Annotated in this window: 12 protein-coding genes; 2 read left to right on the forward strand and 10 right to left on the reverse strand. The window is 45.6% G+C overall.

The features are described from left to right. Positions 1–71: 71 nt before the first annotated feature. The 5 genes from AAV90_RS09370 to AAV90_RS09390 all read right to left on the reverse strand — a co-directional run bounded on the left by AAV90_RS09370 (position 72) and on the right by AAV90_RS09390 (position 6,587). Positions 72–701, reverse strand: coding sequence for a redox-sensing transcriptional repressor Rex (locus tag AAV90_RS09370; protein ID WP_046498192.1), 630 nt, complete (start codon positions 699–701; stop codon positions 72–74). Positions 702–963: 262 nt separating this feature from the next. Further along, positions 964–1,956, reverse strand: a complete 993-nt coding sequence (locus AAV90_RS09375; RefSeq protein WP_046498195.1) for an inorganic phosphate transporter — start codon at positions 1,954–1,956, stop codon at positions 964–966. Next, the gene (locus tag AAV90_RS09380; RefSeq protein WP_046498197.1) at positions 1,949–2,581 is read right to left on the reverse strand and encodes a DUF47 domain-containing protein; all 633 of its coding nucleotides are present in this window, start codon (positions 2,579–2,581) and stop codon (positions 1,949–1,951) included. Before AAV90_RS09380 ends, AAV90_RS09375 begins: the two co-directional genes overlap by 8 nt. Before the next feature lie 77 nt (positions 2,582–2,658). Further along, positions 2,659–3,930: a bifunctional folylpolyglutamate synthase/dihydrofolate synthase gene (locus AAV90_RS09385; RefSeq protein WP_052729709.1), complete on the reverse strand. Its 1,272-nt coding sequence runs from the start codon at positions 3,928–3,930 to the stop codon at positions 2,659–2,661. Between the two features lie 11 nt (positions 3,931–3,941). Next, positions 3,942–6,587 carry a valine--tRNA ligase gene (locus tag AAV90_RS09390; RefSeq protein WP_046498202.1) on the reverse strand — a complete coding sequence of 882 codons (2,646 nt, stop codon included), beginning with the start codon at positions 6,585–6,587 and terminating at the stop codon, positions 3,942–3,944. A 208-nt stretch (positions 6,588–6,795) separates the two neighbouring features. Between AAV90_RS09390 and AAV90_RS09395 the strand changes: the two genes are divergently transcribed. Then, entirely contained in the window at positions 6,796–8,205 is a 1,410-nt protein-coding gene (locus AAV90_RS09395) for a sigma-54 interaction domain-containing protein (RefSeq protein WP_046498204.1), read from the forward strand. Positions 8,206–8,649: 444 nt separating this feature from the next. On the opposite strand, the gene AAV90_RS09405 is transcribed toward AAV90_RS09395, so the two are convergent. The 5 genes from AAV90_RS09405 to AAV90_RS09425 form a co-directional block, all read right to left on the reverse strand. Next, complete coding sequence (locus tag AAV90_RS09405; protein WP_046498209.1) at positions 8,650–9,504, reverse strand: 3-hydroxyacyl-CoA dehydrogenase family protein; 855 nt, start codon at positions 9,502–9,504, stop codon at positions 8,650–8,652. Between the two features lie 93 nt (positions 9,505–9,597). Then, positions 9,598–10,962, reverse strand: a complete 1,365-nt coding sequence (locus AAV90_RS09410) for an acetyl-CoA hydrolase/transferase family protein (protein WP_242847525.1) — start codon at positions 10,960–10,962, stop codon at positions 9,598–9,600. A 131-nt stretch (positions 10,963–11,093) separates the two neighbouring features. Continuing rightward, a complete protein-coding gene (locus tag AAV90_RS09415; RefSeq protein ID WP_046498212.1) occupies positions 11,094–12,275 on the reverse strand; it encodes an acetyl-CoA C-acetyltransferase in 1,182 nt (393 codons plus the stop codon). Positions 12,276–12,497: 222 nt separating this feature from the next. Next, positions 12,498–13,640 (reverse strand): acyl-CoA dehydrogenase, encoded by a 1,143-nt coding sequence (locus AAV90_RS09420; RefSeq protein ID WP_046498215.1) that lies wholly within the window; start codon positions 13,638–13,640, stop codon positions 12,498–12,500. A gap of 68 nt (positions 13,641–13,708) precedes the next feature. Beyond that, entirely contained in the window at positions 13,709–14,491 is a 783-nt protein-coding gene (locus tag AAV90_RS09425; protein WP_046498217.1) for an enoyl-CoA hydratase-related protein, read from the reverse strand. 500 nt (positions 14,492–14,991) lie between these two features. Here AAV90_RS09425 and AAV90_RS09430 point away from each other — a divergent pair, with 500 nt between their 5' ends. Beyond that, positions 14,992–15,939 carry a 1-aminocyclopropane-1-carboxylate deaminase/D-cysteine desulfhydrase gene (locus AAV90_RS09430; RefSeq protein WP_046498220.1) on the forward strand — a complete coding sequence of 316 codons (948 nt, stop codon included), beginning with the start codon at positions 14,992–14,994 and terminating at the stop codon, positions 15,937–15,939. Positions 15,940–16,014 lie beyond the last annotated feature (75 nt).

Raw genomic sequence — 16,014 nt, forward strand, 5'->3', positions numbered from 1 at the left:
CTCCAGCATATATTTTTTCAAGTGTAGCATTCCCCTTGTTTAAAAACAAGGACGTCCCCCGGCATCCTAACTTAACTGTTAAGGGCCAGATTAAAACTCAAAACTTCCAAATTAACGGATAAATCAACATTGCGCAGGGTAACTTCATGCGGCACCCGCAGAACTTTAGGAGAAAAATTTAATATAGCGGTAACCCCGGCCGTAATTAACCTGTCGGTTACCTCCTGAGCCACCTGAGCCGGAACCGTAACAATGCCTACTTTAATATTATGCTCCTTAATCCTTTGATCCATCTGTTCCAGTGGTTCGATCGTTGTTTCACCAAGTTTTTGTCCGATTCTACCCGGGTCATTATCCAAAATAGCGCAGACCGAAAACCCACGGTCTTTAAATCCCTGATACAGCGCCAGTGCGGATCCTAATTTACCCGCCCCGACAATAATTACATTCCACTGCTGGTCAAGCCCCAGTATTTTAATTAAATAACCATAAAGTTCCTCCACTTTATAACCTACTCCGCGTGTTCCAAATTCTCCAAAATAAGCCAGATCTTTGCGCACTTGAGCAGAACCTACCCCAACCCCGGCAGCTATCTCACCAGACGATACCGTATCTACCCCTTCATCAATCAGTTGATGAAGGTAACGCGAGTAAATAGATAATCTCATTACCGTAGCTTCGGGAATCTTGTAGACCTTCAAAACTTCCAACTCCTTTTGGATCAGATAATCTACTTAACTATCAACACTTTCATTGCAAGTTTTCTTCTAATGCTGCAAATATTGTTTTTTATCTTAGAATAAAAGATTAAATCCATTATACATTACTTGTGAAAAATGCATCAAATATTTGCACATAAAAAACCCTTTTCCAACGAGTAAAAGGGCAAACAGGCAGGGGAGGATCTTTTGGTTTGATTTTTATGTAAGCTAAAGCCATCAATTAAACGTAAAAATCACTTTCTTACAGAATGAAACCTGCAATCAAGCGATAAAATACTACCGCTACCACCGCCGCTGAAGGAATGGTTACAAACCAGGCGATAATTATTTGGCGGGCAATATTCCAGCGTACACCTTTTAGCCTTTTGGCGGCACCGACACCCATAATCGAAGAAGATACAATATGGGTAGTGCTGACCGGAATACCTAATTTACTGGCTCCGAAAATAACCATGGCCGAGGTAAAATCCGCTGCGAATCCATTGATGGGTTCAATTCTGAATATCTTCCCTCCCATGGTACGGATGATTCTCCAGCCACCGAAAGCAGTACCCAGTGCCATCGCCAGGGCGCAGGCAATTTTAACCCACAGCGGAACTGAGAAGCTGCTAATCATGCCGGCACTAAAAAGACTCATGGTGATAATACCCATTGATTTCTGGGCATCGTTGGATCCGTGGGCAAACGAAGCCATACATGCGGTAACGATTTGTAAGTGTCTAAACTGGCGGTTGGTTTTGGCAGGTGAGGAGTTTTTAAAGAGCCAGAATAAAATGGTCATTACTACGCTTCCGGCTATAAGTCCGATAACAGGCGAAGCCAGTAAGCCGGAAAAAATCTTAAAAAAACCCAACCAATTTACTTCCTGAGGCCCAAAACCGGCAATCGCTGCGCCGATCAGACCGCCTATCAAGGCATGGGAAGAACTGCTCGGGATTCCAAAAAGCCATGTAAAGAGATTCCAGAATATAGCCCCAATCAAGGCAGCGACTATAACCTCAGGGGTAACCACCTCCGGATTTATAATTCCCTTGCCTATGGTTGCGGCGACTGCAGTGCCGCTTAAAGCACCCAGGAAATTAAGGACGGCAGCTATTACGATGGCTGTACGGGGGCTTAGTGCTTTGGTTGATACTGAGGTGGCGATGGCATTGGCGGTATCGTGGAATCCATTGATATAGTCAAAAGCCAATCCCAGCAAGACAATAGCAACTATCCAGTAGAAGCTAAACATATTTTACGGCGACTCCCTTAATGACGTTACTTACACTTTCACAATAATCCAGGGTAGTCTCCAAATGCTCATATATTTCTTTCCATTTGATTATCTCAACTACATTATCGGTCTTTTCGAAAAGACGGGCTATACCTGCCCGGTAGAGATCGTCGCCATCGTGCTCAAAAGCCCGAATCTTTTCACAGGATTCAATAATATCCTGGTGATTATCCCGGATGTCCCTCAAACATACTACTGCCGTCTTGATCTCTTCGGCAGCTTCTTCTAAAACATTGACCATTTCCAGCACAAACTTTTCCTTAGGCCGCCCGGCTTTATAAATAACTACTTTTTCCATGGTACCCTGGATATGATCCAGCACCCGGTTTAATTCCTGGGCGAGCTTTAAAATATCTTCACGGTCAAAGGGTGTTATGAACGAGCTGTTGATGCGTTCGATCGTTTTAACATAGATCCTATCTCCGTGATGTTCCACCTCGTTTATTCTGTCCAGATTCATAGCCGGATCTCCCTGATTCTCAAAGAATGCCTTGAGAATGTGAGCCGCTTCACATATAGCTTCGGCACTGTCTTCAAAATAATCAAAAAAACGTTCGTTTTGGGGCTTTAACTTGATGCCCAAACTTATTCCTCCTAATTGTATACGTATCTTCGTTTTAATTATAGCAATCTTTTTATTAGTGAATTGTTAATAAAATGTTAACTATTCGTGAAAAGGCTCCCGGCTTCATCAAGGACATAAAATGAACCTGTGATCAATAAATACTCTTCATTTTCCAATATTTCCAAACCCTTTCTGACTGCTGCGGTGATACTCTCAACTGCGTAAACGTTTGAGGAAGTATAAATCTGTCTTAATAAAGTCGCCGTTTGCTGCCAGTTCTGACTGCGTTCGCCCGCCGGTCTGGTCACAACCACTGCCCGGGTCTGATCTTTTAAAACACCTAGACTGGCTTCTATATCCTTGTCATCCAACATACCGCACACCAGAACTCTTTTTTGCTGCGGGCAAAGCTCCTGCAAAGATTTTGCCAAAGCCCGGGTTCCGTGAGGATTGTGGGCTGCATCGCCAATAACCAGAGGTTTTTTTTGGAGTATCTCCAAACGACCGGCCAGCTTAAAATGTGCCAGTGCTCTAACCAGGCATTTTTCTTCTACCCGGTAGCCCCGGTCGATTAATACTTCTATCGTGCTTATGGCAGCAGCCAGGTTATTAAGCTGGTAATCACCCAGCAAGGCAAAAAACTGTCTTTTTAGATTAAAATGCCGCGATTTTAGATTAATATACTGGCCTTGCAAGTCAGGCGGCTGGATTCTCGTAACCTGAACTTCATGGGACATAGTGATAGGAGCATCAAATCGGGCAGCCTGTTTCTTAACAACATCTTGGGCCGCTGCACATACTTCACCTAATACCACAGGCACACCCGGTTTGATGATCCCGGCTTTGTTCATAGCTATCTCTTCTATAGTATTACCGAGATAATCAGTATGATCATAATCTATGCTGGTTATTACTGCCACTTCCGGATTAACGATGTTAGTTGAGTCATATAAACCTCCCATGCCTACTTCCAAAACCGCTATATCTACCTGCTGATCTCGAAAGTAAAGGAAAGCCAGGGCAGTAAGGATTTCAAACTCGGTCGGCTGATCACCATTCTCCAGCAGTAGTATCGGAATTAAAGCTTCAATCTGATCCAGGTAATATTTTAAAGTACCCTGGGTAATCTCCTGTCCGTTAATTGCATAACGTTCTGTGTAGGAATGCAGATGGGGCGAATTAAATCGCCCCACCCGATAACCTGCTATACTTAAAATATCTGCAACCATCAGGGAAGTTGAACCTTTACCATTGGTGCCGGCAATATGTACCACCGGCAGGTTTTGTTGCGGTTGGGCCAGCAGACTTAAAAGATCGTTGATTCTTTTAAGGCCAGGCCTGCTGCCAGGTGCTGATATGCGCTGCAATTGCTCCGTAATTATGCCTGAAAGATCTGTAAACGTTGCTCTATACCTTCCTTCCTGCTAATTGCTTCCTGGGCCTTGGCCTTTTCTTTAGCTATCACGTCAGGCGGGGCTTTGGCTAAAAATGCCGAATTATTCAGTTTGCCTTCAGTTCTGGCCAGGTCAGCTTCTACTTGCTTAAGATCCTTTTTTAAACGGCCAATCTCCTTGCCAACATCGATTACCCCTTCCAGCGGAACATATATTTCGGCCACGTTAGTTAAAGCCGATACCGCTTGGCGGGGCTTTACATCCATATTGGCAACCATTTCCAGTTGCGTTTTGGCCATGGCTTCTATATATCGGCCATAGTTTTTAAACAAGTCCCAATTAGCAGCGTTTTCCACCAGCATAATAGTATTTATGGAAGCGGCCGGGCTGATGTTGAATTCGGCTCTGATATTGCGTAAGGCACGGGTTACAGCCATAATTGCCTGCATTCCCTCCACCGCCTCCGGCCAGATCTGTTTTTCGTCCTTAAGCGGCCAGGGATCAATCATGATGCTTTCTTGATGACCCGGCAGCTGTTGATATATTTCTTCAGTTATAAAAGGCATAAATGGATGCAGTAATCTTAATATCCCCATATGCACATCACGCAAAACCTTTTGGGCTACCTGTTTTTCACGCAGGCTGGCGGAGTTGGTCAGCCGGGGCTTGGTCAGTTCGATATACCAGTCACAATACTCATCCCAGATAAATTCATACAAACCCTTGGCTGCTTCACCTAGGTCATAACGCTCCAACAAGCGGGTGGTTTCTTCAGCTTTTAGGTTGAAGCGGGATAGAATCCAGCGATCCGCCAAGGTAAGCTCATCGGCATTAATTTCGATTGCTGCCATGCCTTCCAGATTCATCAGCACAAAACGGGAAGCGTTCCAGATCTTATTGGCAAAATTGCGGCTGTTTTCCACCTTGTCCCAGTGGAAACGTACGTCATTGCCGGGGGTCACCCCAGTTATCATGGAAAAGCGCAGGGTATCCGCCCCATATTTTTCGATGACTTCAATGGGATCAATCCCATTGCCCAACGATTTGCTCATCTTGCGTCCCTGACCATCCAGGATCAAGCCATGGATATTGACTTCATGAAAAGGAACCTGTCCGGTGTGTTCAATCCCGGAGAAGATCATCCGGGCCACCCAGAAGAATATAATATCACGTCCGGTTACCAACACACTGGTTGGGTAAAAATCTGCCATATCATCTGTGTCCTCTGGCCAGCCCAGGGTAGAGAAAGGCCAAAGGGCACTCGAGAACCAGGTGTCCAGAACATCTTCATCCTGCTGAAGTTGACTGGAGGAACAGGCCGGACATATATCCGGGTCAGCCTTGCTGCAGATAATCTCACCGCAATCCTGACAATACCAGACCGGAATCCGGTGTCCCCACCATAACTGGCGGGAAATACACCAATCCCGAATGTTTTCCATCCAGCTAACGTAGATTTTGGTAAACCGTTCCGGGACGAAACGAATCTCTCCATTTAAAACTTTTTCAACGGCCGGTTTAACCAGGGGTTTCATCTTAACAAACCACTGCTTGGAAATCAAAGGCTCAATAACGGTATCACAGCGTTGGCAATGCCCCACCGCGTGGCGATGATCATCGATTTTTAGCAGGCTGCCATCAGCCTTAAGCCTCTCGACAATCTCCTTACGGCAAGCATAGCGATCCATGCCTGCAAATGGACCGGTTGCTGCACTCATGGTACCGTCCGGATTTATTACCACCAACTGTTCCAGGTGATGGCGCAGACCCATATCAAAGTCATTAGGGTCATGGGCCGGGGTTACTTTAACCGCCCCGGTGCCAAATTCACGATCCACGTATTCATCAGCAAAAACCGGTATTTTACGCCCGACTAAAGGCAGTACAACATTTTTGCCCAGCAAATGAGTGTAGCGTTCATCATCAGGATGCACGGCCACACCGGTATCCCCCAGCATAGTTTCCGGCCGGGTGGTGGCTATGACCAGATACTCGTCTGAATCCTCCACCGGGTATTTGATATGCCACAGGTAGCCGTCACTATCCTCGTGTTCCACCTCAATATCTGAAATAGCCGTTTGGCATTTGGGACACCAATTAGTTATATAATTGCCCTGATAGATCAAACCTTTTTCAAACAGATTCACGAAGACTTCCCTTACCGCCCGGGAACAAGCCTCATCCATCGTAAAACGCTCCCGGCTCCAGTCGCAGGATGACCCCATTAAGCTGAGCTGCTGGGTAATACGACCGCCATATAAATGTTTCCATTCCCAGACCCTATCCAAAAATTTCTCCCGCCCGAGATCATGGCGACTTAAACCTTCCTGTGCTAACGCTTCTTCCACCTTGGCTTGGGTTGCAATTCCGGCGTGATCGGTTCCGGGCAGCCATAGAGTTCGATAGCCCTGCATCCTGCGCCAGCGAGTCAGGATATCCTGCAGGGTATTATCCAACGCATGCCCCAGGTGTAATTGTCCGGTTACATTGGGGGGCGGCATTACAATTGTAAAGGTTTCTTTGCTTCTATCATTATCAGGGGCAAAATAGTTGCGGCTTTTCCAGAATGAATACCATTTTGCCTCCACGTCCTTAGGATCATACACACTAGGCAAACTATTTATCGACACAGGCTGACCTCCTTAATATATGTATCTTAAAACTGAGACGATAACGATTTAATCTAGATCTAATTCTACTTAATAAGGACAACAAAGTGCAAGTCCTGCCATCTCTAACTGCAAATATGTCCCTTCGGTCGGTTGCCAAAATGTCCCTAGACGATTAAACTTAATATGTGATATATATCGCAATATGGCTGGCCACAGGGGGGGTTTTATGCCAAACGAAGAACTAACAACGTATAATCAGATAACCCGCATCGATGAACTCCGCACCATCATTGATTTCGTAAGTGATGGGGTTTTAGTAACCGATGAACAAAGCAACGTCATCATGATTAACAAAAGTCATGCCCTGCTCGAGTTTGCTACACCCGATGAAATAATCGGCAAGAGCATCCCCAGGTTGGTTGATGAGGGCTACTACGTTGAATTAAAGCCCATCGAACTTACAGAATTAAAGGAATTCCTGCTAAGCAAACAATCCGTTAATTTCGAAATGATCACCCGATTACGCCGCCGACTTTTTATTACTACCAAACCTATTCTCAATGCTCAAGGGGAAATCAAGTATATCGTCTATACCTCCCGGGATATAACCGAAATGAAACGGCTGAGAAATGAGCTGGAAAAGGAGGCCTACCTGCGTAATCTCTATCAACAACAATTAACCAAAAAAATTGAAACAAACGTGTACTATTCCCAAAACTCCCAAATGAAATACGTCTTTGATATGGTGAAAAAGGTAAGCCAGGTTGACAGTGCCGTTTTTATAACCGGCAAATCCGGGGTGGGCAAAGGATTAGTTGCCAGCAAGATTCATGAATTAGGAATAAGAGCTCCACATCCTTTTATCCAGATTAATTGCGCAGCTATACCGGATAACCTGTTCGAATCGGAGATATTTGGTTATGAAGAAGGTGCCTTTACCGGAGCCAGGAAGCAGGGCAAACCGGGTTTGTTGGAATTAGCCGGCGAAGGCAGTGTTTTTTTAGATGAAATTACTGAACTGCCTATATCTCTTCAGGCAAAGTTCCTGCAGATACTGCAGGAAGGAGAATTCCGCCGGGTAGGAGGCACATCAACGATTCACCTTAAGTGCCGGATAATCTCGGCTACTAATCAACCCATCGATGAACTGCTCAAACAAGGCAAATTCCGCGAGGATTTATACTACCGGCTTTGTGTCGTGCCTATCCATGTGCCCTCCTTAAGTGAACGCCGGGACGAAATCTTGCCACTGGCGGAGATATTCCTGCGAAGGTTTAATACCAAATACGGGTTAAACAAACAGTTTAGTCTGGAAGTTAAAAAATGGCTCCATGATTACGATTGGCCGGGAAACGTTAGAGAACTACAAAATATGGTGGAACGAATGGCAATCGTGTCTGATTCAGAATTCATTGAAATTAGTGACGTAACCCATGTTGAACATACCTCTACAAGCGGCGGCTACTACGTTAGCCTGGAACCAGATATAACGTTAAGAGAAGCCAATGAGAAAATTGAGAAAATGTTAATTGACAGGGCCAGCCAAAAATATAAAAATTCCCGGGAGGCCGCAGAGGCGTTAGGGGTAAGTCAGGCCACGTATTTGCGCAAAGCCGGAAAATATGCCGCAGATTAAATAGACGCAGATAGCGCGGATTTAATCAGCAACCTTAATTGTGACCCGGCCATTTGTGGGAGCGACCTTTGGTCGTTTGAATTATTCTTTAACTAACAATACGATATCTACAGCATCATCACATATGCTTGAGAAAACCCGGTAACTTGGACTGGGATCTTTTGGTAAAACAGCCGTAGCGGCAACCCTAATTATGAACGAAGTCCATATTATCAGTACCCGATAGGGTAAAGCTTTAGCTTCCGGTGGGAAGCAGGGAATCCCCATCCTCCTCACCCCTTACTCCTTACTTTTTTCGCAGTTGTGCCCTGTGGGCCAGGGGAAATGGCAGTCAGCCGGAGTGCTGGGTCAAGGAAACGACCACATTCCCCCTGTCAGGGCAGGCTGTTGGAAAGGAGTATATAAATGGGAATAACTAAACGATAATACAGTTTTTAAGAGTGATTAAGCATTATAGTTATAAAAACCTCGACCGGTTTTTTTACCCAGATATCCGGCCCGCACCTGGTTTTTCAATACCGAGCTGGCTCGATATTTAGGATCACCGGTTTCATTATAAAGGGTATCGCAGATCGCTAAAGTGACATCGGCCCCGACCAGATCGCATAGGGCAAAAGGCCCCATCGGCCAGTTGGCACCCAACTTCATGGCCGTATCGATATCCTCTACAGTGGCTAGCCCTTCCTGGAGGATAAAGGCTGCCTCATTCATACCCGGTATCAAGATCCGGTTTACGACAAAACCCGGACCTTCTTTAACCCGTATGGGCTTTTTCCCTGTCTTAACACATAGTTCCATGATCGCCTGGACTACTTCTTCGCTGGTTTGCAATGCCGGAATGACCTCTACCAGCTGCATAACCTGAGCCGGATTGAAAAAATGCATGCCTACAACTTGCTGGGGCCGGGCGGTGGCGGCGGCAATCTCAGTCAAACTAAGAGATGAACTATTTGAAGCCAGGATCGTTTCCGGTTTACAGGTGACATCCAATTGCTGATAGACCTTTTTTTTGATCTCCATATTTTCAATTATAGCTTCAATAACCAAATCGCAATCGGCCACATCCTGTAAATTAGCCGTGGTTTTGATCCTTGATAAAATGATCTTGTCTGAGCCTTCCGGGGCCTTACCTTTTTCAATATTACGGGCGGCAAGTTTTCCGATCTTAACGACCGCCTTATCGGCAATGGCTTTGTCAATTTCGTATAAAACTACATCATAGCCGCTCTGGGCCATAACCTGGGCAATACCTAAACCCATTGTCCCTGCTCCTAAAACGGCAACTTTTTTAAATTCCATCCTAACTACCTCCTTAGTTTAGGCGCTAATAATTGCGATTAATTTTTTTAGGTTCTAAGCCTTGGCAACCTGTTTTTTTCCGCACTGGCCGGATCAAATTGATGAACTAAATGAACCCTCGACTCGGTTGCTCCTTCTCCAGATATTCATCTGTTCGGCCTCTTTAATCAATTCCTCCCGGAAATCAGGGTGTGCTATGGAAATCAATGCTTCCGCCCTTTCCCAGGTACTCTTGCCCTTCATATTAGCAACCCCAAATTCTGTCACGAGCATATGTACAGCCGTTCTAGGGTCGGTAACGATAGCACCGGGGCTTAAAATAGGTTTGATCCTTGATTTCACCTCACCATTTACGGTAATGGTGGAGGGCAGACAAATAAAACTTTGTCCATTTTTAGATTTGTATGCCCCTTCCACAAAGTCAAGCTGTCCTCCGGTACCGCTAATATGCCGGGTGCCTACACTTTCAGCACATACTTGGCCAAATAGGTCGACCTCTATGCAGGCATTAATGGAAACGAAATCATCGATTTGAGCTATAATACGCGGATCATTCGTATAATCAACCGAATAGGCGGCTAACCCAGGGTTATCATCGATGTAATCATATAGTTCCTGGCTGCCCATGGCAAACGAGTAAACCTGCTTGTATTTATCAATATTTTTGCGGGAACCGTTGATTTTACCTGCTTTAGCCATCTTAACATAAGCATCGACATACATTTCGGTATGAACGCCTAAGTCCTTGAGATCGGATTCTGCTACCATGCTGCCCACGGCATTCGGGGTTCCCCCGATCCCCAACTGCACACAGTTACCGTCATACATGCGATTTAATATGTGGGCAGCGATTTTGACTTCCACCTCATTAGGCTCAGATGATTCCAAGACCATTATGGGGTTATTTTGGCTCTCCACTACATAATCCACTTGGGAAATATGCACACATTCCTGGTTGCCCCCCAGACAACGGGGGATATTTTGGTTTACTTCTACGATAATATACTGGGCTTTTTCCATGGCTGCCCAGGTAGAGGGCGCCCCGGCTCCGAAGTTAAAGTAGCCATGCCTGTCCATAGGACTTACCATAACTACCAATACGTTAGGAGGTGCTGCATCCCGCCGGGTAATCATAGGGTTTTCGTGAAATTTCATCGGAACGTAGTACAGGTTTTTGCCAATGAATTTTTTGTCCTGAGCGGCTACATGCCAACTATTCCAAACAAAATGCTCCCCGCTGGGGTCAGCTTCCGCGGTATAATGCCGGTAAGCCCCGATATCACAACGTATCTTCACATCCCGAAGCTCATCTTTGCGTTGGGCTAAAGCAGCATCAACCTCATTGGCACAACAGACCCCAAAGGCATACTCCACCCAATCTCCAGATTTAATACACTTAACTGCTTCAGCGGCAGTAGCTAATTTTTCTTGGTATTCATCCATCCAAACTTGATTCATACAATCATCCCTTTGCGTCTAATATTGTAGCAACAGGCCCTTTTACTGGCCTTTCTCCAGAAAGAAGTTTGGAAATACAGTATATATCAGGGGACAACGAGGCGAACGCCTTCCATAATCATATAGCTTGGCTATAAACGTTCCACGATCATGGCAGCTCCCATGCCGCCTCCTATACATAGAGTTGCAAGCCCTAATTTGGATTGCCTTTTTTGCATTTCATATAACAGTGTAACCAGTATACGGGCTCCCGAAGAACCGATCGGGTGGCCCAAAGCTATAGCACCGCCATTGACATTGACCCGCTCCATTTTATCGGCAAACCCCAAATCCCGAGCCACAGCTATGGACTGAGCCGCAAAGGCTTCATTGGCTTCAATAAGATCGATATCATCTATAGTCAAACCCGCCTTAGCTAGTGCTTTACGGCTGGCCGGTATCGGGCCTAAACCCATAACCTTGGGATCGACTCCGCCGGAAGCATAGCTGATAATCTTCGCCAAGGGCTTGATCCCTAACTCATCAGCTTTTTCCTTCGACATCACAACGAGTGCCGCGGCGCTGTCGTTTATACCGGAAGCATTGGCTGCCGTTACACTGCCTTCTTTTTTAAAAGCCGGCTTTAAAGATGCCATTTTATCCAGGGTGGTCTGTTTAGGATATTCATCGGTATCAAAAACGACCTCACCCTTTTTCGTTTTAATAACCACGGGAACGATTTCATCTTTGAAGCGTCCTGCAGCTATAGCGGCGGCTGCTTTTTGCTGGCTGCTGAATCCGAATTCGTCCTGTTCGGCCCGGGTAATACCATACTGTTCATTGATGTTTTCCGCTGTTATACCCATGTGATAATTGTTAAAGGCTTCCCACAGACCGTCTTTAATCATGCAGTCAATGAGTTTGCCTTCCCCCATCCGGTATCCGTAGCGAGCCTTGTCTAAAGCAAAAGGTGCCGAGCTCATGTTTTCCATGCCACCGGCTAAAATAACATCGGCATCCCCGGCCTTGATAATCTGGGCGGCCAAACTTACGGAGCGCAGTCCGGAAGCACAGACCTTGTTAATGGTAAAACCGGTAATTTCTTGGGGGATACCAGCCTTAATCATGGCTTGGCGGGTCACGTTTTGTCCTTGGGCTGCCTGAAGGACACAGCCGAAGATAACTTCGTCAAGTTGTTCACCTTTTAACCCGGCTCTTTTTAATGCCTCTTGCATAACGATACTGCCTAACTCTACCACCGGGGTATCTTTTAAAGTTCCACCAAATGATCCTATGGCTGTCCGGCAAGCACTCGCGATAACTACTTCCTGCATACTATTACCACCTCTCCATTTTTTGTTCTTTCACTTGCTTAGCTTCTATATTTCATGGATTTCTACATTCTTATGAAACCTTAGTAAATAGAATCTGCATTTAGGCGGGATTCAGAGCAAAGGGGCCTAACAAATCAAGTTTTTTTTGATTTCGGCTTATCTTTGCCGATAGAAAACCACCTTATCATATGGTAACAAACTTCTTCCCCATTATCAAAAGGACTATCTAAGTATACTATTGGCGATAACTACCCTTTGAATTTCGTTGGTTCCCTCATAAATCTGCGTTATCTTGGCATCACGCATCATTCTTTCCACAGGATACTCCCGGGTATAACCATATCCCCCCAAGATTTGCACCGCTTCGGTCGTGACTGCCATAGCGGTATCACCGGCAAACACTTTCGCCATGGCACTGGCTTTCCCGTAAGGAATATCGTTGGATTCCATATAAGCCGCCTGGTAGACCAGCAGACGAGCGGCTTCAATCTGGGTGGCCATATCGGCTAGCTTAAAACGCACCGATTGAAGCTCGGAAATAGGTTTGCCAAACTGCACCCTTTGCCGGGCATAATCCAAGGCATACTCATAAGCACCCTGGGCAATACCCAAAGCCTGGGCGGCGATGCCGGTGCGACCGCCATCTAATATCATCATGCCGATTTTAAAACCTTCCCCCTCCTTACCCAGCAGATTTTCCGCAGGAATACGGCAATCTTCAAAAACCAGCTCATAGGTGGCGGAAGATTTTATCCCCATCTTCTTTTCCTTTTTTCCGAAACTAAATCCCGGGGTATCTTTTTCAACTATGAAGGCACTGATACCTTTGGAACCCAACTCTTTCGGCCCGGTACGGGCGATTACTATATAGGTATCGGCATAAAAAGCATTGGTTATAAATATCTTGGTTCCGTTTAGGATATAGCTGTTGCCATCTTTTTTAGCGGTGCATTTTGTACCGCCGGCATCAGAACCAGCCGAAGGTTCGGTTATTCCGAAGGCACCCAGTTGAATTCCTTCAGCCAGGGGTTTTAAATATTTCATTTTTTGTTCATGCGTTCCAAAGCGGTAAATCGGCCAACTGCACAAGGAGGTATGAGCAGACAGGGTAACACCGGTAGAGGCACAAACCCGGGAGAGTTCCTCAACAGCTATGGCATAGAAGATATAATCGGCACCTGCACCGCCATATTCTTCGTCCCAAGGTATACCGCAAATCCCCAGTTCACCCATCTGATAAAATATTTCCATATCAAAACGTTCTTCTTCATCCCTAGTGGCGGCACTGGGGGCTACTTCATTTTCGGCAAAATCACGTACCATTTTGCGAAACATAATCTGTTCATCATTTAATTCAAAATTCATATTTGGCACCTCCGTATGATATTGTAAAATCTTTATGCTCTAATATAATCAACACTTATACAGGATAATTATTGACCCGTGTAGTTGGGGGAACGTTTTTCCAGGAAGGCGGTCATACCTTCCGTTTGATCATGGGTAGAAAAACACAGCCCGAATAAATCAGCCTCTAAGGTCATAGCCCGGTCGATATCTGTCTGCATGCCTTCATTGATGGCTAATTTTGCGTAGCGCACCGCTTGAGGAGCATGGCGGATGATCTTTTGGGCCAGGGTGAAGGAATAGTCGATCAAGGTTGCGGCCGGCACTACCTGATTTACTAAACCGATACGTAATGCTTCCTGAGCATCGATGTTGGCACCTGTATAAATTAGTTGTTTAGCCATACCGGCCCCAACCAGGCGGGGCAAACGTTGGGTTCCCCCAAATCCGGGAATAATACCTAAGCCAACTTCCGGTTGCCCGAAAACCGCCTGCGGTACTGCAATACGAAAATCACAACACATAGCTAATTCGCAGCCCCCACCTAAGGCAAATCCGTTCACAGCCGCTATTACCGGTTTTTCCATAGTTTCAATACTGCGAAAAACCTCCTGCCCCAAAGCTCCGAAGGCCCGTCCCTCTACAGGCGTTAGGTTTTGCATATAAGCGATATCAGCACCGGCCACAAAGGCCTTCTCTCCCGTCCCACTGATAATTAGTACCTGTATTTCCGGATCGGTTTGAGCAGTCATAACAGCACTACGAATCTCATTTAAGGTATCTTTATTAAGAGCATTAAGGGCCTGGGGACGGTTAATATACAGGCTGGCTATAGCCGCTTCTTTATTGAAAACAATATTCTCATAGGTCATGTTTATCCTCCTCCTAAGCCAGGGTGCGGCGTATATCTGTACGACAAACGTTGCTCCGGTTTAGTCCAATGCTGGGTAAGCCTTTTCACCTCCCTTATAATTAATAACCCCAAAGTCTTCAGTTGCCCTTACTTAAAGCAATATAGATGCCATTTTTTTGCGGGTTAGGGGTGATGCATTTATGAATCATTGTTAAGAGTTGCAATTCCATCCGCGTTTGCAAAAAAAAATCAGTTTTGCTTCAAAACTGAAATTATGAAATGGGATTATAAATATAAAAACAAATGGATATTGTATAAAATAATGGCATAAATTATCGAAAATGATTCAGGCTGGTTACAAAGATAATTAGATGCTTCTCAAATTCCCTATTTAATGCGCTTTTGCACCATCAAGGAGTGCTCCATTTTTGAAACACTGCTTAGATTCTTAGATTGAGGATGATATTTTCTTGGTCGTCTTTAAGGCTATAATAAAAAGAAAGACAAGGAGAATTATTTATGCTATCCGAACTTGAACGAATTCATCTAGGGGAATTTCCGACTCCCTTGCATGAATTAAAGAATTTATCTTCCTATTTAAAGGGGCCGCGGATTTATATCAAACGTGATGATCTGACCGGGCTGGCCCTGGGTGGCAACAAGGTACGCAAGCTGGAATATATCCTGGCCGATGCCTTGGCACAAAAAGCCGAGGTAATCATCACCATAGGGGCAGTAAGCTCCAATCATGCCCGACAAACAGCCGCCGCAGCTGCTGTTTTGGGCCTTGAGTGTCAGTTGGTTTTGATCGGCCCTGAACCAGAACAGATGCAGGGGAATTATCTGCTCGATCACCTGCTGGGGGCTGACTGTTATTGTGTCAGGAATCGGGATGTGGAAACTGCAGTAGCCCGTCTGATAGAGGAAAACCATCGTCGCGGCAAGGTCTCCTATGTTATCCCGGCGGGGGGACATACACCTTTGGGAGCTATCGCCTATATGCAAGCCTACTCGGAAATTAAAGCCCAGAGTCCGCAGGATTTTGCGGCGGTAGTAACTGCGGTTGGAACCGGCACTACCTATGCCGGTCTGCATCTGGGACAGAAGAACAATCCGGATGATACCAGGGTGATTGGCATCAGTGTAGGGGGAGATTTGGCATGGTGCCATAGGGAAATACTCAAAGTCGTTAATGAGGTGGAAGAACAACTGGAATGGACGGCTTCCCGGCCGGAGGATTTTAATATTTTTACGGACTATATCGGGGAAGGCTATACCATTGTTTACCCGCGGGTGCAGGAAGTTATTAAACTTTTAGCCCGTAAGGAAGGTGTCCTGCTCGATCCGGTATACACCGGCAAAGCTATGGTCGGTTTAATTGATCTGATTACAAAAGGGTTTTTCAGGCCGGATCAGAATGTACTGTTCCTGCATACCGGTGGCACCCCGGAATTGTTCAGCCTATAGGGCCAACAGACCAACAAACGTCAGGCTGTGTTAAAGTCCGGTTTACCGTATGATTCCCCGTTACCGCTAATATAC

Origin of the sequence: Syntrophomonas zehnderi OL-4, assembly GCF_000983115.1 — a bacterium.
Classification (GTDB): domain Bacteria; phylum Bacillota; class Syntrophomonadia; order Syntrophomonadales; family Syntrophomonadaceae; genus Syntrophomonas_B; species Syntrophomonas_B zehnderi.

Bases quoted from the DNA above. Each gene is read 5' to 3' on its own strand.
- AAV90_RS09375 (WP_046498195.1), bottom strand. From the start codon at position 1,956: ATGTTTAGCTTCTACTGGATAGTTGCTATTGTCTTGCTGGGATTGGCT.
- AAV90_RS09395 (WP_046498204.1), top strand. From the start codon at position 6,796: ATGCCAAACGAAGAACTAACAACGTATAATCAGATAACCCGCATCGAT.
- AAV90_RS09405 (WP_046498209.1), bottom strand. From the start codon at position 9,504: ATGGAATTTAAAAAAGTTGCCGTTTTAGGAGCAGGGACAATGGGTTTA.
- AAV90_RS09410 (WP_242847525.1), bottom strand. From the start codon at position 10,962: ATGAATCAAGTTTGGATGGATGAATACCAAGAAAAATTAGCTACTGCC.
- AAV90_RS09415 (WP_046498212.1), bottom strand. From the start codon at position 12,275: ATGCAGGAAGTAGTTATCGCGAGTGCTTGCCGGACAGCCATAGGATCA.
- AAV90_RS09420 (WP_046498215.1), bottom strand. From the start codon at position 13,640: ATGAATTTTGAATTAAATGATGAACAGATTATGTTTCGCAAAATGGTA.
- AAV90_RS09425 (WP_046498217.1), bottom strand. From the start codon at position 14,491: ATGACCTATGAGAATATTGTTTTCAATAAAGAAGCGGCTATAGCCAGC.
- AAV90_RS09430 (WP_046498220.1), top strand. From the start codon at position 14,992: ATGCTATCCGAACTTGAACGAATTCATCTAGGGGAATTTCCGACTCCC.